Below are 24168 nucleotides of genomic sequence, written 5' to 3'. Positions count from 1 at the left end.
TCAATTAAACGCCGGTTGCCGGCACAAAAAGCAGCCGGGCGAAAGAAATTCGGTGGTGCGGTAGTTCAGTTGGTTAGAATACCGGCCTGTCACGCCGGGGGTCGCGGGTTCGAGTCCCGTCCGCACCGCCACCTTATTTCGAGAAAAACCCTGAGAGAAATCTCAGGGTTTTTTCTTATCTGCAATAAAATTGCTTTGATTGTTAAACGTTTTCAATGGCTATATTCTGATAAATCTCGTGTATGAATTACTGAACTGGTTTTACTAACCTGAATCAGCAACCTTATTGTTTTTCTGATAAACCACATGGGTATAAATAGCCTCGTTCAGACCCCCCAGCGTCTACTTCACGACCAGCTTTGTTGCCGGATAGAGTGTGAGGTACTGCACCGGCCAGCAAGATTTCGGTACCGAAAGAAGTAAGAGAAATTTCTGCAATTACTCCTGATTTTTTGTTTTTAATTTGTTCAATATGATTCATTTTATTTCCCCTTTGATCAATAGTCTCGTAAAGACTTATCTTTTATTTGGATAAGATAGTCTTGATTTTTTCTTTTACTCTCGTTCTGACATAACTACTTTTATCATTATTTACTAATCCAATGAGATCACTAATATCGTCCTTGTTATATGAACGTTCAGCAGTGTCTAATATAGCCTCAAAGGCAATAGCACGTATTTCATCTCTACTGTGATTACGGGCTACTTGTAAAGCGAGCTGATGACTTTTCTCGTTACCTAATTTTAATAATCCGTGGAATAGCGACTCTTGGGCATGATAGCTTTCTTTCCTCCCTTTTTTTATATGTGCAATAACTTGTTGGTTTTCTGTTGGTTTTTCTTCACTATCTAAAATTAGTTTATTTTGGCTCACTTTTGTTTCTGGTTGCACTATCAAATTTAACGATACGCAAAAATCTTTTGGTGGGTATTGGATATGTACGTCTTTGTTTCGTCTATAAAACATGACATTGCCTGTAGAAGATAACATTCGATCACCGGAAAAATTCAATGTCACTGATTCACCCTCTGTGCCGTTTATGTCATTGTCGTTGTAGTCATATAGGCTAGTTTTATAGCCATTACCAAAGAAATTAACAGTCCAGAAATCAAAATCATGATCATGTGCTTTTCCATAAGGAAGTGGTACAAAATCGAACTGATTTTTCAACGGTAGCCAAACAACCATCCTGATAGAGATTCTTTTATCTTTGTAAATCAAGTAAGTAGGTGCTTGCATATCATTTTCTTTCTGAAACTGTGTTGGATCTCTAAGATCTGAACAAATAAAAGAAATGATTTCTTCTTTATTGGCGGCATAAGAATACAGCCATTCAGCTACTTGATTAATTTCCTCTTCTATATAAATCCTTTTATTTATATGAGAGATGACCTCTGAACTTTTTATCAATGCAAGAAATTCTTTAAGATCCAGTACATTTTTGACTGTTGGGGTGCTATCTATCGTCATAATCTGTTTCTCCTGAACCAGCAATGACATTTTTTAACAATTTTTTGCCATTGTCATTTCTAGGCTATGTATAGCAGCTTGTTTAAGTATTGGATCTTGGTCATTCTCCGCCAGTATTTTAAGAATTTCTAGGCAATTGGATGGCGCTATTTTGGAAAGACTCTGCACTGCTTCCCAGCGTACAAAGTTTGCATAATTGGATGTTGTTAAATTTTCAATGCATTGAATAGCCTGGGATGCCTTCATCTCTCCTAATAGCCTGACATATAATAGAATTCTGGATGCCTGTAAATTTGTACAGATACTTTGTATTGGCTCTAATGTCTCTCTGTTATAAATCCATGTAATCCACCCTTTCGGATCAGAATGTATAATCAATACGAAATTATTGGGAGAAGATTCAAAATCAAAATCTAAGATATATTTATAAGCTTCAAAGTAATAAACTTTATTTGGTTTAAAATGACAATCATTAACTCTTTTGATAGGTTTTGGTTTTTGGAATATATTTTGTTCTGAACAAAATTCATAGCAAGGGACTACTATTTCCGTATTTGTCGGATTGATGACAAAAATATCAAATTCATTTGTATAAAGTGTATTTTGCTCACCATCACCAATAAGCCTAATTAATAAATTAAAATTATTTTGTCTATGTAGATAAATATGATCTTCAGATACCCCTTCATAATTTGAGGTAATTTCTCTCTTTTCCAGAATATCATTTAATATTTCTACAATATCTTCCTTTTTTAGTGATGATAGTATAGAAGCTATATTCAAAAAATCTGGATTATCTCCATGCATAACCTCATCAATGGCTTTTTGTAAGTCCGCTAATGTTTTAATTGAAGGTAGCATTGATGAAGTGAATTGGGAATGATATGCATCAATATTATTCAACTCATCTTGTTCGAAAATATTTTTTGGCATATTCAGTTCCTTCATACTTTGATTTCGATATATACCAGTGAGTTTTTGGTTGTATGATAGCCACTAAGTGAAACAGTATTATTGCGTTATTATTTTGTCAAGTAAAATTATATTATTAAATGCTTAATTTTATATTTATTAGATCTTAATATTAATTTTTTATAAGTAATTGTAATAACTCATATTGTTAATCTATTCTCTCATCATTGAGCCATTTTTTGTGCATAGGAGATTGAAATCAATAACGTGTATGTCATATTAAGTAGCGAATAGGGTGTCGTATGGCGGAGGTAAGTTTGGCAATAAAAAGCTATGCGAGAAGGCTGTATGAAAGAAAACTTGTAAATATGAGGCGCGCGAAAAAAAGCTATGCCATGCGATATGTTGTGGGGAAGCCTGTAGAACGCGTTTTTCCTAGTTCTAAGCAATTACTTGAGGAAGCGTCGTTACCACATGGTGAGCCACTTCTTGCCAGTAATAATGAACTTTCTATCGCTATTTGGAATATTTATAAACAGCAGCGCCCATTATGGCAAAGTGTTCTGACTTCGTTAATCGAGAAGAGTGACCTTATCTTACTGCAAGAGGCGCAAACGACCCCTGCTTTCTTGGAATTCATTGCAACTAGCGGATTGGTTGCGGATCAGGTTCCTGCATTTGCTATTCCTCAGCATCCATCAGGTGTGATGACATTAGCATCATCTTCACCGATATATTGCTGCCCACTTCGTGAGAAAGAACCGATACTCAGGTTATCTAAATCATCATTAATCACGATTTACCCATTGCCAGATAAACGTCAGTTGATGGTGATAAACGTACATGCTATTAACTTCAGTCTTGGTATAGATGTTTATAGCCGACAATTTAATAACATTGGCATTCACATAAGCTTACATACTGGCCCCGTAATTTTTGCTGGGGATTTTAATGCATGGAGTCGGCAGAGATTAAAAATACTGGAACGTTTTGCACGCCGTATGCATTTGAAAGAAGTGCATTTTAATGATGATCATAGAACGATTGTTTTTGGTAAACCGTTGGATTTTATTTTTTATCGTGAATTAAAAGTTTTGAGTGCAGCAGTTGTAATGACAGGAGCTTCTGATCATAACCCCCTGATGGTGAACTTCTCTTTGTGATGATAACTGACGAAAAGGCTTATTGTTTTTGCGGAAAAAGATAAAAAAAGCGTCGGATAATTACCGACGCCTTTTGGAACAAGATTGATTGTTACCGATTAGAGGAGCGAGTTATTGGCTGTTTCTTTTTCACACCTATAAAATAGGCTAGAGTCAGAATGAATACCCAACCTATACCAACATATAACGCATTTCTTGTTTGCTCAAAATAGCCCAGTAACAGGATGATGCTGACCATAAAGACGATCGTAATTGCAGGGGCAATTGGCCACATCGGGATTGGAAATTTCAGTGTCTTAACTTCTTCCGGACTCATTTGGCGACGCATGGCAACGTGTGAAACCAAAATCATCAGCCATACCCAGACGGTTGCAAATGTGGCGACAGAAGCGATAAGAATGAAGATTTCTTTAGGGATCAGATAATTCAGAACCACGCCAAGTAACAGAATTGCAATCATGACAAGAACAGTCATCCATGGAACACCATTGCGCGTTAATTTCTTGAATGACTTGGGAGCTTGTCCTTCCTGAGCCATACCATACATCATCCTGCCTGCACCAAAAATATCACTATTAATAGCGGAAATAGCGGCGGTAATTACGACCACATTCAGAATATTTGCGGCTGAATTAATTCCCAAATTGGAAAAAATCTGTACGAATGGGCTTGAGTTCGGAGTAATTTGATCCCATGGATAGATGCTCATCAGGATACACAGGGTCAAAACATAGAAGATCAAGATACGGAATGGAACGGCGTTGATTGCTTTAGGGATCGTTTTTTCTGGATTTTTCGCTTCACTGGCAGTGATACCAATGACTTCTATGCCACCAAAAGCAAACATAACAATAGCAAGTGAAGCTATCACTCCACTGATGCCATTTGGCATAAAGCCACCATGTTCCCATAAATTGGACAGGCCGGTTGCATGCTCAGTTGCTTGCCCAAACCCGTAAAACATAATGGCAAGACCACCGATAATCATGGCAATGATGGCGGTAACTTTAACGATCGAAAGCCAGAACTCCATTTCACCAAAGATTTTTACATGACACAGATTCAAGGCACCAATAAAGCATACAATCCCCAGAACCCAAATCCACTGTTCAACATGTGGGAACCAAAGCTTCATATATGCGCCGAATGCGGTAATATCAGCCAGGCAAACAAACAGCATTTCAAGAACATAGATCCAGCCCGTTAAAAAACCGGCCAAAGGTCCCAAATAATGGCTGGCATATTGCGAAAAAGAACCAGAAACTGGATGGTGAACGGCCATTTCTCCAAGTGCTCTCATCACGATAAATACGGCAGCACCGCCGATTAAATAGGCCAATAATACAGCGGGACCAGCTTGCTGTATTGCTGTTGCTGAGCCATAAAACAGCCCCGTGCCTATTGCAGAGCCTAAAGCCATGAAGCGAATGTGCCGCACGCTTAGACCCTGTTTAAGCTGATTTTCATTATTTTGCATTCGTTATTCCCATCTATCCTTTCATGCCTGAGAGTATTTTAGGCATACGATGCCCTGTCTGGCTTGAGATGCCAGTAAAAGCAACCTCGTACGATATCATAAAGATGGATGTTCGCGGGATAGATATCTGTAATAATAACGGGCAGTTTATTAAAACCAGAGTTTTTTTATGATTTACCCAATAAATGAAATCTTCCAAACATTACAGGGAGAAGGAGTGTTTACCGGTGTGCCTTCGGTTTTCATTCGATTACAGGGATGTCCGGTAGGGTGCAGTTGGTGCGATACCAAACATACATGGGAAAAAGAAGCTGATAAACAGCAGCCTATGGAAAATATCTTGCTGAAATCGCAGGACAGTGATCTGTGGGGTGTTGCTACCGCAAGACAGTTGCTGAATATATTCACTCGTCAAGGCTACAGTGCGAAACATATTGTCATTACCGGGGGAGAACCGTGCTTATATGACTTGCGTCCTTTGACGGAAACACTGGAAAGCGAAGGCTATCAATGCCAGATAGAGACAAGTGGTACACATACGATTCAGTGCACTGACAAAACTTGGGTGACGATTTCTCCTAAAGTGAAAATGCGCGGAGGATATCAGGTTTTGCCTGAGGCCATGAAGCGTGCCGATGAAATCAAGCATCCTGTCGGACGGCAGCGCGATATTGAAGCATTGGATGAATTATTGACTATGCTTGATGGAAATTCTATTCCGGTTATTGCGTTACAACCGATTAGTCAGAAAGAAGATGCAACCCGCCTGTGCATCGAAACCTGTATTGCCCGTAATTGGCGCTTTTCGATGCAAACCCATAAGTATTTGAATATCGCTTAAATTTCATTCAGCACCAGATTCTGGTGCTGAATTTTTATTTGCCTCGATAGATACAACCTGCGCTACAGGTTTCTTTGACCATAACAGCACTGAGTTGAGGCAACGTTGGTTTTAACTTTTCCCAGATCCACTTGGCCAAGACTTCGCTGGTCGGATTTTCAAGCCCAGGGATTTCATTGAGATAGTGGTGATCGAGCTGTTCCCAGATCGGTTTAAAGGCAGCTTTTACATCGGCAAAATCCATTAGCCAGCCACTGTGAGGATCGATTTCTCCGGTGACTTCCAGACGTACCATAAATGAATGCCCATGCAGACGCCCACATTTATGTCCTTCTGGCACGTTTGGAAGATGATGTGCTGCTTCAAATTGAAAATCTTTAAAGATAGTTGTACTCATTATGCTTTCCCCTGATTTCAAAAGGTCGGCTATTCTACCTGAACTTTACAAGCTTAACGCTTTTTTTCTGGAGATAAAAAGCGCAATCCTTAACGACTTTATCGATATATTAAATCTGTAAATAAAGTTAGGCGTTTTGGTTATGAGATATTGCGATCCTTTCTTTAAATACCTTTCCTATTTTGGGATAACCTGATAATTAATCCATGTTTATGATTTCTACCTATTTACAATATGCTGTTTACAACATGCTTTTTTACAACATGGATAGCGGCTATATAGCAAAGGGCACTGGGAAAATGACCACAAAACCACCTTCAATTGCATTACTACCTGTTTCTCCAGAACAATTATCACGCTTGCAATCTGCAATTAATGATTTCTCACCACATCAACTAGCTTGGTTGTCTGGCTATTTTTGGGGAATGGTGAATCACCAACCACAAACTGAGACGGAATCATCTGTTGTTTCCGATCAAGAAACAGTGACTTTGCTCTCTGCATCGCAAACGGGCAACGCCCGTCGTTTAGCTGAACAACTGAGAGATTCACTATTGGCTGAAAATCTCAAAGTAAATCTGATTAACGCAGGTGACTATAAATTTAAGCAAATTTCCCAAGAGCGTGTATTGATTATTATTGCTTCGACACAAGGTGAAGGTGATCCTGCTGAGGAAGCTGTAGCACTACATAAATATCTCTATTCCAAAAAAGCCGCGTCAATGAAAGAGACGGAATATGCCGTATTTGGGCTTGGGGATACATCGTATGAAAATTTCTGTCAGGCAGGGAAAGATTTTGACAGTCGTTTGCATAAGCTTGGGGCACAACGTTTGCTGGATCGTGTTGATGCTGATGTGGAATACCAAGAACAAGCTGATCAATGGTGTCAGAAAATTACGGGGATTTTGAAACAGCGTTTGCCAGTGCAGGCAAAACCGGCCATTTCACCGATAGCTTCTTCATCATCAATAGCTTCATCATCAATAGCTTTTTCACCGACCATTTCAGCGCACACCAAAGAAACGCCTCTAACAGCCACTCTGTCGGTTAACCAGAAAATCACGGGACGTGGATCTGATAAAGATGTTCGCCATATTGAAATTGATTTGGGGGATTCAGGATTGAGCTATCAGCCAGGGGATGCCCTTGGCGTTTGGTTTGAAAATGATCCGGCTTTAGTGGATGAATTAATCGCCTTGCTTTGGTTGGAAGGTTCAGAACAAGTCAATGTGCATGGAAAGTCACTTCCACTGCGTGAGGCTCTGATCAGCCATGTAGAGCTGACCCAGAATACCGGCGTGATTGTTGAGAAATATGCCGCATTGGCGAAAGATGAAAAACTGTTGGCATTGGTTGCAAGCAAACAAGCATTGCAGCGATACGCCCAGAGAACACCGATTGTAGATATGGTCAGAGCTGTTGCTGCACACCCAGAAGCCCAGCAATTTATTGATTTATTGCGTCCACTGGCACCACGGCTTTATTCCATCTCCTCTGCACAATCTGAAGTGGAAAACGAAGTCCATATTACCGTAGGAGTGGTTCGTTATGACATTGAAGGGCGTGCCCGTACAGGCGGAGCGTCAGGTTATTTGGCGGATCGCTTGCAGGAAGATGACAACATCCGGGTTTTTATCGAGCAAAACAACAACTTTCGCTTACCGGCTGATTCGGGTGCACCCGTTATCATGATTGGGCCGGGAACGGGTGTTGCGCCGTTCAGGGCATTTTTGCAACATCGTGACAGTCAGGGTGCCGAAGGAAAAAACTGGTTGTTTTTTGGTAACCCGCATTTTGTCGAAGATTTTCTTTATCAGGTTGAATTCCAGCGTTACGTGAAAGATGGCTTATTGACCCGTATTGATTTGGCATGGTCAAGGGATCAGCAGCACAAAGTGTATGTACAAGACAAAATACATGAACAGGGAGAAGAAATCTGGCGCTGGATTCAGGATGGCGCTCATCTGTATGTATGTGGCGATGCGAATCGCATGGCAAAAGATGTAGAACAAGCCCTACTGGACATCATTTCACAACATAGTGGCATGGATGCTGAGCAGGCTGATGAATTCTTGAGTGAATTGCGCCTTGAACGCCGTTATCAAAGAGATGTTTATTAACGTGAGCAATTAACATGAGCAATGTGAGCAAAGAAAAACAAGGTCCTTTGATCGTTGAAGGCAAACTTGCAGACAGTGAACGCATGAAGTTGGACAGTAATTATCTGCGGGGAACGATTAGCAAAGACGTAAAAAATGGGCTGACAGGTGGATTTGAGGGCGATAATTTCCTCCTCATCCGCTTTCATGGAATGTATCAGCAGGATGATCGTGATATTCGGGCGGAACGCACAGAACAAAAACTCGAACCGCGCCATGCCATGATGTTGCGTTGTCGCTTGCCGGGGGGAATTATTACCCCCAACCAGTGGTTGGGCATTGATCAGTTTGCGGCGGAAAATACATTGTATGGCAGCATTAGATTGACTAACCGACAGACATTTCAGTTTCATGGGATCTTAAAAAATAACCTCAAGCCAGCACACCAATTATTGGCACAGATAGGGTTAGATTCACTGGCTACTGCCAACGACGTCAACCGTAACGTTTTGTGTACATCCAACCCAGTGCAATCAGCCTTGCACCAACAGGCTTATGAGTGGGCGAAAAAAATATCGGAACACCTACTACCCCGTACCAACGCATATGCTGAAATCTGGTTGGATAAAGAAAAAATCGTGACAACCGATGAAGAACCTATTCTTGGTGCCACTTATCTGCCACGTAAATTCAAAACAACAGTGGTTATTCCGCCACAAAATGATGTAGATCTGCATGCTAACGATATGAACTTTGTCGCTATTGCAGACAATGACCAATTGATTGGTTTTAACGTGCTGGTGGGCGGGGGATTAGCCATGACCCACGGCGATAAAAAAACCTTCCCACGTCTGGCGAGCGAATTTGGTTTTATTTCACTGGAGCACACACTGGCAATTGCGGAGGCGATAGTTACAACCCAACGTGACTGGGGGAATCGAACCGAGCGTAAAAATGCGAAAACCAAATATACCCTTGAACGTGTGGGTATCGAAACCTTTAAACAAGAGGTTGAAAAACGCGCTGGCGTGAAATTTGAAGCAATTCGCTCATATGAATTTACAAGTCGCGGTGATCAAATTGGTTGGTTAAAAGGGATTGATGATCAATGGCATCTGACCTTATTTATTGAAAATGGTCGTTTGCTGGATTATCCCAACAAGCCATTAAAAACAGGGATTGCAGAAATTGCGAAAATCCACAAAGGAGATTTTCGTCTGACGGCTAACCAAAACCTGATTGTGGCGGGGATACCTGAGAGTGAAAAATCGCGGATTGAAGAAATTGCCCGTGCTCATGGCTTAATTGATGATAGCGTGACAACTCTGCGCCATCACTCTATGGCTTGTGTTTCATTTCCTACTTGCCCATTAGCGATGGCCGAAGCAGAACGTTTCCTGCCCGCTTTTGTCGACCATATTGATGCGTTGATGGAAAAGCATGGTGTGGGGGGGGAAGAGATCGTACTGCGTGTCACTGGTTGCCCCAATGGATGTGGCAGGGCGATGCTGGCAGAAATTGGGCTGGTGGGTAAAGCGCCTGATCGTTACAACCTGCATCTTGGTGGGAACCGCATTGGTGACCGAATTCCCCGTATGTACAGGGAAAATATCACCTCAGCAGAGATCCTTGAAATACTGGATGAATTAATCGGTCGTTGGGCATCAGAACGCCATGTCGATGAATGTTTCGGTGATTTCCTGATCCGCGCTGATATTATCAAGCCAGTATTGAACCCAGCCGTCGATTTTTACGACTGGCAGGAGGCAGTATGAGCAGGCTGAATTTATCGGATCTGGTGGCATTGACACCAGAGCAGCAAACCACATCATTGGCAGAAATCAATCAACAACTGGAATTGCTGGATGCTCATGAGCGCGTGAGATGGGCATTGGAACATCTACCCGGCGAATTTGTGCTTTCCTCTAGTTTTGGCATTCAGGCGGCAGTTTGCTTGCATCTTGTGACACAGGAATATCCTGAGATTCCTGTGGTTCTTACCGATACGGGGTATTTATTTCCTGAAACCTACCAATTTATCGATAAGCTGACTGAAAAACTCAACCTGAACTTGAAGATTTTTCGTGCAGGCCACTCTCCGGCTTGGCAAGAAACACGTTATGGCAAGTTATGGGAACAGGGAATAGAAGGAATTGAACGTTATAATCAAATCAACAAAGTTGAGCCGATGAATCGGGCATTGAAAACGCTGCAAGCGAAAAGCTGGTTTGCAGGTTTGCGTCGCCAGCAATCAGAAAGCCGTACCAAGTTACCTGTGCTGGCAATTCAACGGGGTATTTTCAAAATCCTGCCCATTATTGATTGGGATAATCGGCAGGTACATCAATACCTGACAAAATATGGTCTCGAATACCATCCATTATGGGAACAGGGCTACCTTTCTGTAGGGGACATTCATACCACCCAAAAATGGGAACCGGGCATGAATGAAGAACAAACTCGCTTTTTTGGTTTAAAGCGTGAGTGTGGTTTGCACGAGAGTTAATTTAATATTATAGATAACAGCAATTTTCTACTGGGCAGCGAATCTTTAAAAGAAGCGCTGCTTTCGTGTGTGCGGAATATCTTGCTTAATTGGTTTTGTAACATTATTGATTTTGTAACATTTGGTATTTAACACAATAAAAAATCAGCTTATGCAATTCAGGAACAAATAATTACTTTTTGTCATTTCATAACTTGATCACGGCCTCATATATTCATCCTTTAGTCATCATAATAATGAAGAGCTCATACCCTTTATTTTTTCAGGTTGCTGTTTGGTTATTTGCGTAGCTTGAAACCCTTTGGGTATATCATGAAATAGGCTCTAACACGGGATGGTATCGTGGACTATTTACCTTTATTTATTGAGCTCAAAACCCGAGCTGTATTACTGGTGGGAGGCGGAGAAGTCGCTTCCCGCAAAGCAAACTTATTGCTTCGTACCGGAGCAGCATTAACGATTGTTGCTCCTGAACTGCATGTAGAACTGCAACAGCGTCATCAAAAAGGAGAATTTGAGTGGTTACAGGGAACGTTTAAAACAGAATATCTTGATGGCGTATTTTTGGTGATTGCCGCGACGGACGATCACAATCTAAACCAACATATTTTTTCAGAAGCCAATAAGCGCGCTATCTTGACCAATGTCGTAGATAACCAACCACTCTGTTCAGCCATTTTCCCATCGATCATAGATCGCTCGCCGATTATGGTGGCGATCTCATCGGCTGGAAAATCTCCGGTATTAACAAAATTATTGCGGGAAAAGTTGGAATCCCTGCTTCCATTTAGCCTTGGTACGATGGCAAATATTGCGGGGCGCTGGCGGGAACGAGTGAAACAGCGCTTTAGCTCCATACATCAGCGACGTCACTTTTGGGAAAAGGCATTTAATGGGCGTTTTGCCACTTTGATTGCCAATGGGCAATTACAACAGGCAGAAGAGCAACTTGAACAGCAATTGGTTCAAAATGATACTCATACCCAAGGTGAGCTGGCTCTGGTAGGTGCAGGGCCGGGCGATCCGGGGCTTTTGACATTAAAAGGTTTGCAGGTGATCCAGCAGGCTGACGTCGTTCTTTATGACCATTTGGTGAGTACAGAAATTCTGGAATTAGTTCGCCGTGATGCAGACAAAATCTGTGTCGGGAAAAGAGCGGGCAATCATTCAGTGGCACAGGAAGAAACCAATGCACTCATCGTCAAATTAGCGAATCAGGGGAAAAAAGTGGTTCGCCTGAAAGGTGGCGATCCATTTATTTTTGGTCGTGGTGGCGAAGAACTACAAATTGCGGCCGCAGAGGGGATACCCTTTCAAGTCGTACCCGGCATTACAGCAGCGTTGGGAGCTTCTGCTTATGCGGGTATCCCATTGACCCATCGGGAGCACGCGCAAAGCGTCACCTTTATTACAGGACACTGCCGTGAAAATGGCAGTGAATTAGATTGGCCTGCGCTGGCGCGAGGCAATCAAACACTGGCAATTTACATGGGGACCATAAAAGCCGCTTTAATCAGCCAGAAGTTGATTTCACATGGTAGAGACGGTAACACCCCCGTTGCTGTAATTGGTTGTGGCACTCGTCCAGAACAGCAGGTACTGACCGGAGCCTTATCCGAGCTGGAACGATTGGCTCAAGAAGCGCCATCCCCCGCCTTGCTGGTAGTCGGAGAAGTGGCTCAACTCCACCATCAGATAGCATGGTTTGAACAGCAATCTATTGTTCAAACACAATTAATTGAACAAGAAAATGCTGCTGGTCAAGTAAATCGCCCTGCTGTGATTGATTTAGTATAAGGAATGCTCAATGGACGAAAAAAGACTGACACACTTACAACAACTTGAAGCTGAAAGTATCCATATCATTCGGGAAGTAGCTGCTGAATTTGCCAACCCTGTCATGCTCTATTCGATTGGCAAAGATTCCTCTGTGATGCTGCACCTTGCACGTAAAGCGTTTTATCCGGGAAAACTGCCATTCCCTTTATTGCACGTAGATACAGGCTGGAAATTTCAGGACATGTATGACTTCCGTGATCGCACAGCGGAAAAGTATGGCTTTGAATTGCTGGTTTACCGCAATCCACAAGGAGAGGCATTAGGAATTAATCCTTTTATTCATGGCAGTGCAAAACATACCGATATCATGAAAACAGAAGGGTTGAAGCAGGCTCTGGATAAATACGGCTTTGATGCCGCATTTGGCGGAGCACGGCGTGATGAAGAAAAATCACGGGCCAAAGAGCGCATCTACTCATTCCGTGACCGTTCCCATCGTTGGGACCCCAAAAATCAGCGCCCTGAACTTTGGCGCAACTATAACGGCCAGATTAACAAAGGGGAAAGTATCCGTGTCTTTCCGTTATCCAACTGGACAGAACTGGATATCTGGCAATACATCTATCTGGAACAGATTGATATCGTACCCCTTTATTTTGCTAAATCCCGTCCGGTTGTTCGGCGTGATGGAACATTGATCATGGTTGATGATGATCGAATCGACCTGAAAGCCGGGGAAGTGATTAGCCAGCACAAGGTGCGTTTCAGAACACTGGGGTGCTGGCCGTTGACTGGGGCTGTGGAATCAGAAGCAGAAACGTTGCCGGAAATCATAGAAGAAATGTTGATATCAACCACCAGCGAACGGCAAGGGCGCTTGATTGATAGTGATCAGTCAGGATCTATGGAACTGAAAAAGCGTCAGGGTTATTTTTGAGGAGTCCAGATATGCCAGCACTTGCACATAATGAAATCATTGCTAGTCAGATCAAGCAGCAAGGCGGAGTTGAAGCCTATCTTCGGGTACAGCAGGAAAAAGGGTTACTGCGTTTTTTGACCTGCGGCAGCGTGGATGATGGTAAAAGTACACTCATTGGCCGCTTGCTGCATGACACCCGCCAAATTTATGAGGATCAACTTGCAACCTTACAAAGTGATAGCAAGCGAATAGGGACTCAGGGTGAAAAACTCGATTTGGCGTTATTAGTTGATGGATTGGCTGCTGAGCGAGAACAAGGCATCACCATTGACGTGGCATACCGCTATTTCTCCACGGAAAAGCGTAAATTCATCATTGCGGACACTCCGGGACATGAACAATATACCCGCAATATGGCTACAGGCGCCTCAACCAGTGAGCTATCCATTTTATTGATAGATGCACGAAAAGGTGTTCAGGAACAAACCCGTCGTCACAGTTTTATCAGTACATTACTGGGTATTCGTCACTTGGTAGTGGCAGTCAATAAAATGGATTTGATTGAATATCAACAAGATATATTTGAACAGATCAAGCAAGATTATTTGAATTTCGCGGCACAATTACCTACTGACCTCAATATCTATTTCGTTCCAATCTCGGCATTGGAAGGGGATAACATCGTTAGTCACAGCGAAAAAATGGCGTGGTATACAGGGAAAACGCTATTGAGTATCCTAGAATCTGTGGACGTAAAAACAAAAGCGACGGAGCAGCCTCTGCGTTTTCCCGTACAGTATGTGAATCGCCCTGATCTTGATTTTCGTGGATACAGCGGCACATTGTCGTCAGGGATTTTACGGCAAGGGCAGCAAATTAAAGTTATGCCATCTGGTGTTATTTCTACGGTGGAAAGAATTGTCACTTTTAACGGGGATCTGACATTTGCAGTGCCCGGAGAAGCTATCACCATCGTATTAAAGGACGAAATAGACATCAGCCGTGGTGATTTGCTGGTCGCCGTTGACAATCAAATGAAAGTGGCTCGCCATGCTTTAGTTGATGTTGTCTGGATGTCAGAACAGCCGCTGATTCAAGGGCAAAGTCTGGATATCAAAGTTGCCGGCAAGAAAAGCCGGGGGAAAATCGACAACATCCAATATCAGGTAGATATTAACAATTTGACTCAAAAGGTTGCGATCGAATTACCCCTTAATGCAATAGGGCTGGTGGAATTTTCATTTGATGAACCATTACTGCTCGACAGCTATGCACAAAATGCGGATATCGGTGGCATCATCCTGATTGATCGCTTAACCAATGTGACTGTGGGGGCGGGGTTGGTGCGTGAAATCCAACTAGATGTTTACGAAGAGCCTAAAGAATACAGTGAATTTGAACTGGAATTTAACCAATTAGTTCGCCGCCATTTCCCTCACTGGGGAGTACGTGATCTACTGGGAGGAAAATAAGTGGCTCAGAATATTGTCTGGCATTCACATGCCCTGAATCGGGCACAGCGAGAAAGTGTAAATGGACATCCTGCACTGGTGATTTGGTTCACGGGGCTATCTGGCTCAGGAAAATCTACCCTTGCAGGCGTATTGGAGCAGGCATTATTTTCACAGGGAGTCAAAACGTACTTACTGGATGGCGATAATGTTCGTCATGGTCTGTGCAGTGATTTGGGGTTTTCTGAAATCGATCGGCAGGAAAATATCAGGCGGATCGGTGAAGTCTCAAAATTGATGGTTGATGCAGGGCTGGTTGTATTGACGGCATTTATTTCTCCCCATAGAGCAGAACGGCAAAAAATACGCGAATTAATGGAAGAAGGTCAATTTATTGAAGTGCATGTCGATACATCACTGGCGGTATGTGAATCCCGTGATCCCAAGGGATTATATAAAAAAGCACGAGCGGGAGAATTGCGCAATTTCACTGGAATTGATGCTGCTTATGAAGCTCCCGAACAGCCAGATGTACATTTGGATGGCTCACAGCCTGTAGATTCTTTGATTGAAAAATTACTTTTTGTATTGAAAAACCGCGGTCTCCTGCCAGCTTAACGACCACACCTAACAGACCATCATGAAACACATTATTATTGTTAGTAGAATAATGTGTTTCTACACTTACTTATTTAATTCAATGCATTTTTATGATGCCATGAAATGAAATCATATTTTGAAATGATGTTTTGGCTGGTTTTGTGAGAGTAAGTAGCGTCATGCTTTCAGTTATGGGATGATTAGCGGGTTTTCAGGGGGGGAGATGGGTAAGTTAACGCTACTATTACTGGTTCTACTGGGCTGGTTGCAGTATTCGCTGTGGCTCGGAAAAAATGGTATTCACGATTATATGCAGGTCAAGGCCGAAGTTGAGAAACAAGAGGCGAATAATCTTAAACTTAAGGCAAATAATGAGCAGCTATTTGCTGAAGTTCAGGATCTCAGGAATCTTAAAGGGAATCTGGAGGCGATTGAAGAACGCGCTCGTAATGGATTGGGCATGATCAAGCCAGGAGAGTCTTTTTATCGTATAGTGCCTGATACCTCAAAACATAATGCAAAATAGCTTTTACATTAAAACAGTAAATAATAATTGAAATGAATAAGTCACGACTTCATTCCCCAGCTGATGTTTCTCTTTCCGGCAATGCCTTTGTTGAAGATCATGAAATTATTACCTTGATCCCAGCTGCGGGCATCGGTAGTCGGATGAAATCTGATTGCCCAAAACAGTATCTCGATATTGCCGGAAAAACTATTCTTGAACATACCGTGGCGGCATTGTTTGAGCATCCTCGTATACAACGCATTATTATTGTGTTGAATCCTGCTGACACCCAATTTGCGCAATTACCTATCGCTTCTGATCCAAGAATTGCGACAGTCATTGGTGGTGAAGAACGAGCCGATTCGGTATTGGCTGGATTGGATTATTTGGTTGGTTTGCCTACAGACAAGGCAATTTGGGTTTTGGTGCACGATGCCGCCCGCCCTTGTCTTCATAGAAATGATCTCGATAGCCTGCTGCGGCTTATTGATCACCGTGCAGAATCCCCTGACGTATGCGGTGGCCTTTTGGCTTCTCCAGTGAGGGATACCATGAAACGTATGGTATCTCTATCAGTGAAAAAAGAATCAGTGGAAAAAGAACCATCCACAACTAACCACACATTGATTGCTCATACCGTTGATCGCAACGGGCTTTGGCATGCCCTGACCCCACAATTATTCCCTTTGCAGCTATTGCGTGATTGCTTGATCAAAGCACTTGCAGAACAAGCCTGTATTACCGATGAATCTTCGGCGCTGGAGTATTGTGGCTATCGTCCCGTACTGATCAATGGACGGGCGGACAATATAAAAGTGACTCAACCTGAAGATTTGGCACTGGCTGAATTTTACCTATCCCGAAAATCTAAGGAATCTATCGTATGAGAATTGGACACGGTTTTGATGTGCATAAATTTGGCGGAGAAGGGCCATTGATCATTGGCGGTGTCCGCATTCCTTATGAGCAAGGATTAATTGCCCATTCAGACGGTGATGTCGCTTTGCATGCTGCCACAGATGCCCTATTGGGAGCCGCGGCACTGGGAGATATTGGTAAATTATTTCCTGATACCGATCCGGCCTTTAAAGGCGCGAACAGTCGTGAATTACTGAAAGAAGCTTATCGTCGTATCCGTGCAAAGGGCTATCGGATAGGAAATCTGGATATCACCATTATTGCACAGGCTCCGAAAATGTTGCCGCATATTCCCCAGATGCGGGTTAATCTGGCAGAGGATCTTGAGTGCCATATGGATGATATTAACGTTAAAGCGACAACAACAGAAAAACTGGGATTTGTTGGTCGTAAAGAAGGTATTGCCTGCGAAGCAGTCGCTTTGTTGGTAAAGGAATCAGCATGATATTGAGTGAATTACATTGGCTTCATGGCCGACCGGAAGCGAGCGGTATTGTTAAAGCTACACCAGAAGATTTTATTGTTCGCGAAGATTTAGGATTTTCTCCTGATGGAGAAGGCGAACATTTAATGGTACATATCCGTAAAACGGGATGTAATACCCAATTTGTAGCGGATAATCTTGCTCGTTTTGCCAAAATTCCGGCTCGTTCTGTCAGTTATGCGGGTTTGAAAGATCGCAGTGCAGTTACGGAACAGTGGTTCTGCCTGCATTTGCCGGGAAAACAGGATCCGGATTTAACGGCATTTCAACTTGAAGGTTGTGAAATATTGGCAACTTCCCGTCAGAAACGCAAACTACGGATTGGTGCATTGAAAGGCAATGATTTCACTTTGGTATTAAGAGAAATCTCTGACCAACAATCTGTGGAAAAACGTTTGCAGCAAATAGCGCAAACTGGTGTGCCGAATTACTTTGGTGAACAGCGTTTCGGGCGAGGTGGACAAAATTTGGTTCAGGCTCAGCGCTGGGCGGCTGATGAAATCCATGTTAAAGAACGCAGTCGCCGCAGTTTTTATCTTTCTGCCTGTCGGAGCGCTATGTTTAATACTATCGCCAGCACACGTATCGCACAGGGTGAACATCAGCAGGTAAAAAATGGTGATGCATTACAATTAACAGGACGTGGTAGTTGGTTTGTGGCTGATGAATCAGAATTGTCAGTATTGCAGCAGCGGGTCATGGATGGGGAATTACAGATAACCGCTCCTTTGCCGGGTGACAAGGCATTGGGAACACAGCATCAGGCTTTAGAGTTCGAACAACAATGCTTATTGGAATATGAATCTCTTTGGGCGTTGGTTAAACGTGAGCGCGTGGAAAGTGCCCGTCGGGCAATGTTGGTAAAACCCCTTAACCTGCATTGGGAATGGCAAGATGACCAAACTGTCACTCTCTATTTCTCTTTGCCATCGGGGAGCTTTGCAACCAGCGTTGTCAGAGAATTGATCAATCAAGATCAAAACAACACTGCGGATATTGCGGAATAATGGTTTCAGCTAATCCCACAATGTCTTCATAGCAATATTTTCATAACAATATCTTCATAACAATATTTTCATAACAGCCGTATACCAAGATACACAAGAGATGGGTGATTTAATCTGTTTTATTGGGTATCTTGGGTGCGTTTTCTTGCCCCAGTCACGTAGTTCCGGTCATATAGTTCCGGTCATATAGTTCCAGTCATATGTTTAAAGTCATATAGTTATAAATGTCTGGAAATCTATAAAGAAAAACCTACTCTTCATATCTTGTGTGGAAAAATTGCTTCGGGGAAGTCGACTCTTTCTGCAAAACTATCCCAACAATCCATGACGATTGTTATCAGCGAAGATCAGTGGTTATCTCATCTTTATGCCAGTGAAATGAAAACAGTGTCAGATTATATTCTTTGTTCATCTAAACTCAGAAATGCGATGGAACCATCATTTGATGGCTTTGTTAAAGGCCGGAATTTCTGTTGTACTCGATTTTCCTGCCAACACAATTGCCAACCGAAAATGGATGAAAGGCATTATTGATGCTACCGCAGCAGATAACTGCCTCCATTTTCTTGATGTTCCTGATGAAGTTTGCTTGGCACGCTTGCGTTTGCGTAACCAATCTGGAACACATGATTTTTCTGCTCCTCAGAAAGAGGAGGGTTTTAATATTGTGTTACATAGTTATAGAAAGGATAATTGAACTTACATACTATCCTGACTTCTGCCTGTTGAGTCCTTAATGCTTTTCTTGTGGTTGCTTGTTGGCATCTATATAGCCTGAATGCAAAGCGCTCTACAAAACTGGTAACGTCATGCTAAGATCAATCGATTTCTTAACAGCCAAACATTGTCTGATTATTGGTCACTCCAATCAAATAGGACAACGTGCAGGACAATATATAGTATCCACTTATGTCACTCTTAATAAAATCAATGAGATATATCAATGCTGCGGATATTGCTGAGTAACGATGATGGTGTCACCGCACCGGGTATTCAAACCTTAGCGGCTACATTACGGAAACACTATCATGTTCAGGTAGTTGCACCTGATCGCAACCGTAGTGGTGCATCGAACGCCTTAACACTGGATCGCCCTTTGCGTACCAACACACTGAAAAATGGTGATATTTCCGTTCAGGGAGGTACACCGACGGATTGTGTCTATTTGGGCGTGAATAATCTGGTTCATCCTCGTCCTGATATTGTCGTTTCAGGCATCAACTGTGGCCCTAACCTCGGTGATGACGTAATTTACTCTGGTACGGTTGCGGCTGCTATGGAAGGGCGCCACTTAGGGTTACCTGCACTGGCGATATCGCTCAATGGCGATAAACATTATGAAACAGCGGCAGAAGTGACAGTACGTTTATTAACTTTGCTGCAAAAAACGCCATTAAGGGCAGGCAATATTCTGAATATTAATGTGCCTGATATTCCCATTGCACAAATCAAAGGATTTCGGGTGACCCGGTGTGGTAGCCGCAGTGCGGCTGAGCAAGTCTATACTCTGGAAGATCCCAAAGGCAATATGCTTTATTGGATAGGCCCTCCGGGAGAAAAGAGTGATTTTGGGCCTGAAACGGATTTTGCGGCGGTAGAAGAAGGATTTGTTTCCATTACTCCCTTGCAGATAGACTTAACGGCTTATAAAGCCCAAGAGCTGATAAGTGATTGGTTAGCAAAAGTCGGGGATATTGGGGAATGTTAAACCGGTCAATGAAAAATCTGCTGGCGCAATTGCGTCAGCAAGGAATTAACAATGAACACTTGTTGGAGGTTATTGCTAAAGTACCTCGGGAATGTTTTGTAGATGAAGCCCTTGCTCATAAAGCATATGAAAATACCGCACTACCCATTGGTCATGGTCAAACCATATCGCAACCTTATATTGTTGCTCGCATGACAGAGTTGCTGAATTTAACCCCTGAATCCAATGTATTGGAAATTGGAACAGGATCAGGTTATCAAACAGCAATACTTGCCCACCTAGCCAGACACGTTTTTTCCGTGGAGCGGATTAAAGGGTTGCAGTGGCAGGCTAAGCGCAGACTAAAGCAACTCGACCTCCACAATATCTCAACCCGCCACGGTGATGGTTGGGATGGATGGCCATCAAAAGGTCCTTTTGACGCTATAATTGTCACCGCCGCGCCACCAGAAATTCCACAGGCGCTGATCCATCAGCTTGCCGATGGAGGCGTGATGGTTTTGCCTGTCGGTGAGCGTACTCAGTCACTGAAAGTGGTACATCGTTATGGGAATGATTTTCATGGCGACGTTATCGAACCCGTCCGTTTTGTACCCCTAATTCAAGGCGAGCTAGCATAATCAGCTAACTTATTTGAGATTTAATTTCAAATTAGCTGTTCTTTTTTCTGAAATTAAGCAAAATGTTTCGCTTAAAATCTTTTGTGATTCTAAATTTCTTTATAAATCATCATTATTTGCATTTATATTTGCCTTTATAGGGGAATAAGGTATGAATCTAGAAAACCCAGTGAAAAAAATAAAGTGGATAATTACCAGTACCGTTATGGGCATTGTACTGGTAGGTTGTAGCAATACACCAAATCGCCCTGCCCCGATAGTGAATATCGATAATAAGGAGAAAAACGGAGAATTATTCTCTAGACCGTCATCAATTTCGACACCAATGCCATCTTCTGCTCCTCCAATATTAACGAATCGCGCATCAGATAATCATGCTGCCAGAAACCGTCAGTTAGTGAATGATGCTGCTAATAGTCGTTCGTCTCAAGGGAAAATTACCTATAACCGTAACTACGGGAATATCCCCAAAGGAAGCTACAACGGGAATACCTACACGGTTAAACACGGAGATACCTTATTCTACATAGCTTGGATTACAGGCGATGATTTTCGTGACATTGCTCACAAAAATAATATCTTAGAGCCTTATAGCTTAAATGTTGGTCAAGTCCTGAGAATAGGTAATGCAACCTCCAGAAATGGTGTATTAATAGCATCAAATAGCACCCAATCTGAAATTAAGCAGGTTGATTTTCAAAAAATTAATGCGTATCCTGCAAATATTGATAGACCAAGGTCAGAAAAAATGTTGCCAAGAGCAACTATTTCTGTTAGCGACAGTACTGCTTCAAAAGTATCTACAGCAACAGATACGGAGATAAATAGCGCTATTAACGGTATTGCTACCATTAATAGTTGGAGATGGCCGGCAGAAGGAAAAATTCTTGAAGGTTTCTCTGATTCTCAAGGAGGGAATAAAGGCATTGATATTGCGGGGAGTCGTGGTCAACCCGTATTTGCAACAGCCCGTGGGAAAGTGGTTTATGCCGGAAATGCATTACGTGGATATGGAAATCTAATAATTATAAAACACAACGACGACTATCTAAGCGCCTATGCGCACAACGACACAATGTTGGTTCGTGAGCAGCAAGATGTCCAAGCGGGGCAAAAAATTGCCGCTATGGGTAGTTCCGGAACAAGTTCAGTAAGATTGCATTTTGAAATTCGCTATAAGGGAAAATCCGTAAACCCGCTGCGTTATCTTCCGCAGCGATAAACCGGGGCAGGATCTGAAACTCCTGCCCGCATTATCATGGGTAGGAGCAGCTGATGAGCCTTGAAGTTAATGAGTTGTATGATGATGCGGACTTAGACGAAAGTAGCATGGAAGCTGATGACTTTGATGAAGTGTCGCTGAAAAGTGAGAGTGATGTAACTGGTCTTGATGAAGATTTGGATTTGTTGCAAGGAGTGAACCAACGGGTTCTTGATGCGACACAGCTTTATCTAGGAGAGATTGGTTTCTCACCTCTGCTGACAGCAGAGGAAGAGGTTCTTTTTGCCAGACGGGCATTGCGGGGAGATATTGCTGCACGCCAACGTATGATTGAAAGTAACTTGCGGTTGGTTGTAAAAATATCCCGCCGTTACAGCAATCGTGGATTGGCACTGCTAGATCTGATTGAAGAAGGTAACCTTGGGCTTATTCGTGCGGTGGAAAAATTTGATCCTGAAAGAGGTTTTCGTTTTTCTACTTATGCAACATGGTGGATTCGTCAAACAATTGAACGTGCCATCATGAATCAAACGCGCACAATTCGTCTGCCTATTCACATAGTCAAAGAGTTGAATGTCTATTTACGTACTGCAAGAGAGCTGGCACACAAATTGGATCATGAACCCAGTATCGAAGAAATTGCGGACAAACTGGATAAACCCGTTGAAGACGTGAGCCGTATGATGCGGCTTAACGAACGCATTACTTCTGTCGATACACCAATTAGTGGTGATTCAGATAAAGCATTATTGGATACTTTATCTGATGAAAATGATTCAGGGCCGGAAACAACCATTCAAGATGATGATATGAAACAAAGCATTGTGAAATGGTTGTTTGAACTGAATGCAAAACAGCGCGAAGTACTAGCCCGTCGTTTTGGGTTGCTTGGATACGAAGCAGAAACATTAGAAGATGTTGGGCGAGAAATTGGATTAACAAGGGAGAGAGTTCGTCAAATTCAAGTTGAGGGATTGCGTCGTCTTAGAGATATATTGCATACCCAAGGTTTGAATATGGAATCATTATTCCATACTTAATTCTTTATACCTGAGAAATTTCAAATTGCAGCGTAGTGGAAAATAAATGTATTTCCAGAAACAGTGATAACTGGATGATAGGAATGTGTGAAAGTAATTCACGAAGTGGCAATTAGAAAGATAAAGTATATTAGGTAGTAATCCTATAGTAATTCAAAGGTGGGCTAAATAAGCCCACCTTTTATTCACTTATTTATATTTCTATTATCACTGAGGGTTTTATAGATTAATTTCAGGTAATGGGAATACCACTATGAAATTTGAAATCATGATCGGTCGTTTGAATAAGTTCCGCTTCAATCTGACCAAAATAATTTACCCTTGCTGTAATATCTTCTTTGGATATCGATTGAGCCAGTGTCAGATAATCTTGATAATGGCGAGCTTCTGAACGAAGAAGGGAAATATAAAATTTACCTAAATCCTCATCCAGATGGGGAGCTAATTTTGCGAAACGTTCACATGAACGTGCCTCAATATAGGCTCCGATAATCAATTTATCAACCAACGTATAAGGCTCATGATTGGTAATATGCTGAAATAGAGATTTAGCATAGCGGCTGGCACTGATATTGTCGTAGCTTATTCCTCGGGCATCCATGATTTCTAATACCTGATAAAAATGATGCAACTCTTCTTTAATCAATAACACCATCTTATCAATGAGATCCTGGCTATAAGGTGATTTTGCCCGGGCAATAATTTGCTTGGTGGCTTGGTTTTTTCCTTTCAATGAATGGATATCGCCAATTTTTTTATAGGCAAAATCCTCATAGGGCTGAAACCAAGCTAACAGCGTATCCGCACTCTCAGGATCAACAGCATATTTACGAATTAAGAACATGGCACTTTGTGCCGCTTTTAGTTCACATAGCAGATGATCGCGCAACAAAATCGGCAAGTTTTCGGGTTGCCGAGCCTTTTCTACCCATTGGTCAGGCGTTTCGCACTGTAAAAACTGATAAATGGGTGCTAACAGATTGGTATCAAACTTTATTGTTGTTCCATTTATCGTTGTTCCATTTATCGCTGTTTCATTCATT

Annotated in this window: 23 protein-coding genes, 1 tRNA gene and 1 pseudogene; 19 read left to right on the top strand and 6 right to left on the bottom strand. The window is 42.3% G+C overall.

Annotated elements, in window-relative coordinates; translation table 11 throughout:
• Positions 1 to 54: 54 nt before the first annotated feature.
• Positions 55 to 131 (top strand) — tRNA-Asp (locus PSI14_RS07795).
• A 152-nt stretch (positions 132 to 283) separates the two neighbouring features.
• On the opposite strand, the gene PSI14_RS07790 is transcribed toward PSI14_RS07795, so the two are convergent.
• From PSI14_RS07790 to PSI14_RS07780, 3 genes are read right to left on the bottom strand one after another with little or no spacing between them, the layout of a single operon-like run.
• Entirely contained in the window at positions 284 to 481 is a 198-nt protein-coding gene (locus tag PSI14_RS07790) for a hypothetical protein (RefSeq protein ID WP_273575381.1), read from the bottom strand.
• Between the two features lie 42 nt (positions 482 to 523).
• Complete coding sequence (locus PSI14_RS07785; RefSeq protein ID WP_273575380.1) at positions 524 to 1471, bottom strand: hypothetical protein; 948 nt, start codon at positions 1469 to 1471, stop codon at positions 524 to 526.
• Positions 1472 to 1504: 33 nt separating this feature from the next.
• The gene (locus PSI14_RS07780; RefSeq protein WP_273575379.1) at positions 1505 to 2404 is read right to left on the bottom strand and encodes a HEAT repeat domain-containing protein; all 900 of its coding nucleotides are present in this window, start codon (positions 2402 to 2404) and stop codon (positions 1505 to 1507) included.
• A gap of 347 nt (positions 2405 to 2751) precedes the next feature.
• Between PSI14_RS07780 and PSI14_RS07775 the strand changes: the two genes are divergently transcribed.
• On the top strand, positions 2752 to 3546 hold the full coding sequence (locus PSI14_RS07775; protein WP_273575378.1) for an endonuclease/exonuclease/phosphatase family protein: 795 nt from the start codon (positions 2752 to 2754) through the stop codon (positions 3544 to 3546).
• A gap of 91 nt (positions 3547 to 3637) precedes the next feature.
• Here PSI14_RS07775 and PSI14_RS07770 read toward each other — a convergent pair whose 3' ends face one another.
• On the bottom strand, positions 3638 to 5023 hold the full coding sequence (locus tag PSI14_RS07770) for an L-histidine transporter HutT (protein WP_273575377.1): 1386 nt from the start codon (positions 5021 to 5023) through the stop codon (positions 3638 to 3640).
• Positions 5024 to 5192: 169 nt separating this feature from the next.
• On the opposite strand from PSI14_RS07770, the gene queE reads away from it, so the two are divergent.
• Positions 5193 to 5864: a 7-carboxy-7-deazaguanine synthase QueE gene (gene queE, locus PSI14_RS07765; protein ID WP_273575376.1), complete on the top strand. Its 672-nt coding sequence runs from the start codon at positions 5193 to 5195 to the stop codon at positions 5862 to 5864.
• 34 nt (positions 5865 to 5898) lie between these two features.
• Here queE and queD read toward each other — a convergent pair whose 3' ends face one another.
• Positions 5899 to 6261, bottom strand: a complete 363-nt coding sequence (gene queD, locus PSI14_RS07760; RefSeq protein WP_273575375.1) for a 6-carboxytetrahydropterin synthase QueD — start codon at positions 6259 to 6261, stop codon at positions 5899 to 5901.
• A gap of 299 nt (positions 6262 to 6560) precedes the next feature.
• Between queD and cysJ the strand changes: the two genes are divergently transcribed.
• The 16 genes and pseudogenes from cysJ to rpoS all read left to right on the top strand — a co-directional run bounded on the left by cysJ (position 6561) and on the right by rpoS (position 23125).
• A complete protein-coding gene (cysJ, locus tag PSI14_RS07755) occupies positions 6561 to 8384 on the top strand; it encodes an NADPH-dependent assimilatory sulfite reductase flavoprotein subunit (protein ID WP_273575374.1) in 1824 nt (607 codons plus the stop codon).
• A 14-nt stretch (positions 8385 to 8398) separates the two neighbouring features.
• Complete coding sequence (gene cysI, locus PSI14_RS07750; protein ID WP_273575373.1) at positions 8399 to 10138, top strand: assimilatory sulfite reductase (NADPH) hemoprotein subunit; 1740 nt, start codon at positions 8399 to 8401, stop codon at positions 10136 to 10138.
• The gene (locus tag PSI14_RS07745; RefSeq protein ID WP_273575372.1) at positions 10135 to 10869 is read left to right on the top strand and encodes a phosphoadenylyl-sulfate reductase; all 735 of its coding nucleotides are present in this window, start codon (positions 10135 to 10137) and stop codon (positions 10867 to 10869) included. Before cysI ends, PSI14_RS07745 begins: the two co-directional genes overlap by 4 nt.
• Positions 10870 to 11211: 342 nt before the next feature.
• Positions 11212 to 12666 (top strand): siroheme synthase CysG, encoded by a 1455-nt coding sequence (gene cysG / locus PSI14_RS07740; RefSeq protein ID WP_273575371.1) that lies wholly within the window; start codon positions 11212 to 11214, stop codon positions 12664 to 12666.
• A 10-nt stretch (positions 12667 to 12676) separates the two neighbouring features.
• The gene (gene cysD / locus PSI14_RS07735; protein ID WP_273575370.1) at positions 12677 to 13585 is read left to right on the top strand and encodes a sulfate adenylyltransferase subunit CysD; all 909 of its coding nucleotides are present in this window, start codon (positions 12677 to 12679) and stop codon (positions 13583 to 13585) included.
• Positions 13586 to 13596: 11 nt separating this feature from the next.
• Complete coding sequence (cysN, locus tag PSI14_RS07730) at positions 13597 to 15039, top strand: sulfate adenylyltransferase subunit CysN (RefSeq protein WP_273575369.1); 1443 nt, start codon at positions 13597 to 13599, stop codon at positions 15037 to 15039.
• Positions 15040 to 15636, top strand: a complete 597-nt coding sequence (gene cysC / locus PSI14_RS07725) for an adenylyl-sulfate kinase (RefSeq protein WP_273575368.1) — start codon at positions 15040 to 15042, stop codon at positions 15634 to 15636. It begins immediately after the preceding gene.
• A 205-nt stretch (positions 15637 to 15841) separates the two neighbouring features.
• Positions 15842 to 16144 (top strand): cell division protein FtsB, encoded by a 303-nt coding sequence (ftsB, locus tag PSI14_RS07720; protein WP_273575367.1) that lies wholly within the window; start codon positions 15842 to 15844, stop codon positions 16142 to 16144.
• Between the two features lie 32 nt (positions 16145 to 16176).
• The gene (ispD, locus tag PSI14_RS07715; protein WP_273575366.1) at positions 16177 to 17013 is read left to right on the top strand and encodes a 2-C-methyl-D-erythritol 4-phosphate cytidylyltransferase; all 837 of its coding nucleotides are present in this window, start codon (positions 16177 to 16179) and stop codon (positions 17011 to 17013) included.
• Positions 17010 to 17489, top strand: coding sequence for a 2-C-methyl-D-erythritol 2,4-cyclodiphosphate synthase (gene ispF, locus PSI14_RS07710; RefSeq protein ID WP_273575365.1), 480 nt, complete (start codon positions 17010 to 17012; stop codon positions 17487 to 17489). The genes ispD and ispF overlap by 4 nt, the downstream gene beginning before the upstream one ends.
• On the top strand, positions 17486 to 18535 hold the full coding sequence (gene truD, locus PSI14_RS07705; RefSeq protein ID WP_273575364.1) for a tRNA pseudouridine(13) synthase TruD: 1050 nt from the start codon (positions 17486 to 17488) through the stop codon (positions 18533 to 18535). The genes ispF and truD overlap by 4 nt, the downstream gene beginning before the upstream one ends.
• A gap of 234 nt (positions 18536 to 18769) precedes the next feature.
• Positions 18770 to 19232 (top strand): annotated as a pseudogene (locus PSI14_RS07700) (P-loop nucleotide/nucleoside kinase family protein).
• Between the two features lie 246 nt (positions 19233 to 19478).
• Positions 19479 to 20243, top strand: coding sequence for a 5'/3'-nucleotidase SurE (gene surE / locus PSI14_RS07695; RefSeq protein ID WP_273575363.1), 765 nt, complete (start codon positions 19479 to 19481; stop codon positions 20241 to 20243).
• Positions 20237 to 20863, top strand: coding sequence for a protein-L-isoaspartate(D-aspartate) O-methyltransferase (locus PSI14_RS07690; protein WP_273575362.1), 627 nt, complete (start codon positions 20237 to 20239; stop codon positions 20861 to 20863). Before surE ends, PSI14_RS07690 begins: the two co-directional genes overlap by 7 nt.
• 151 nt (positions 20864 to 21014) lie before the next feature.
• On the top strand, positions 21015 to 22085 hold the full coding sequence (nlpD, locus tag PSI14_RS07685; RefSeq protein WP_273575361.1) for a murein hydrolase activator NlpD: 1071 nt from the start codon (positions 21015 to 21017) through the stop codon (positions 22083 to 22085).
• Positions 22086 to 22138: 53 nt separating this feature from the next.
• Complete coding sequence (rpoS, locus tag PSI14_RS07680) at positions 22139 to 23125, top strand: RNA polymerase sigma factor RpoS (RefSeq protein ID WP_273575360.1); 987 nt, start codon at positions 22139 to 22141, stop codon at positions 23123 to 23125.
• Positions 23126 to 23357: 232 nt separating this feature from the next.
• Here rpoS and miaE read toward each other — a convergent pair whose 3' ends face one another.
• A complete protein-coding gene (gene miaE / locus PSI14_RS07675) occupies positions 23358 to 24167 on the bottom strand; it encodes a tRNA isopentenyl-2-thiomethyl-A-37 hydroxylase MiaE (RefSeq protein WP_273575386.1) in 810 nt (269 codons plus the stop codon).
• Position 24168: the final 1 nt, after the last annotated feature.

The sequence above is a fragment of the Xenorhabdus anantnagensis genome (assembly GCF_028598555.1).
Lineage (GTDB): Bacteria > Pseudomonadota > Gammaproteobacteria > Enterobacterales > Enterobacteriaceae > Xenorhabdus > Xenorhabdus anantnagensis.
This window is presented reverse-complemented; position numbering and strand designations above follow the sequence as displayed.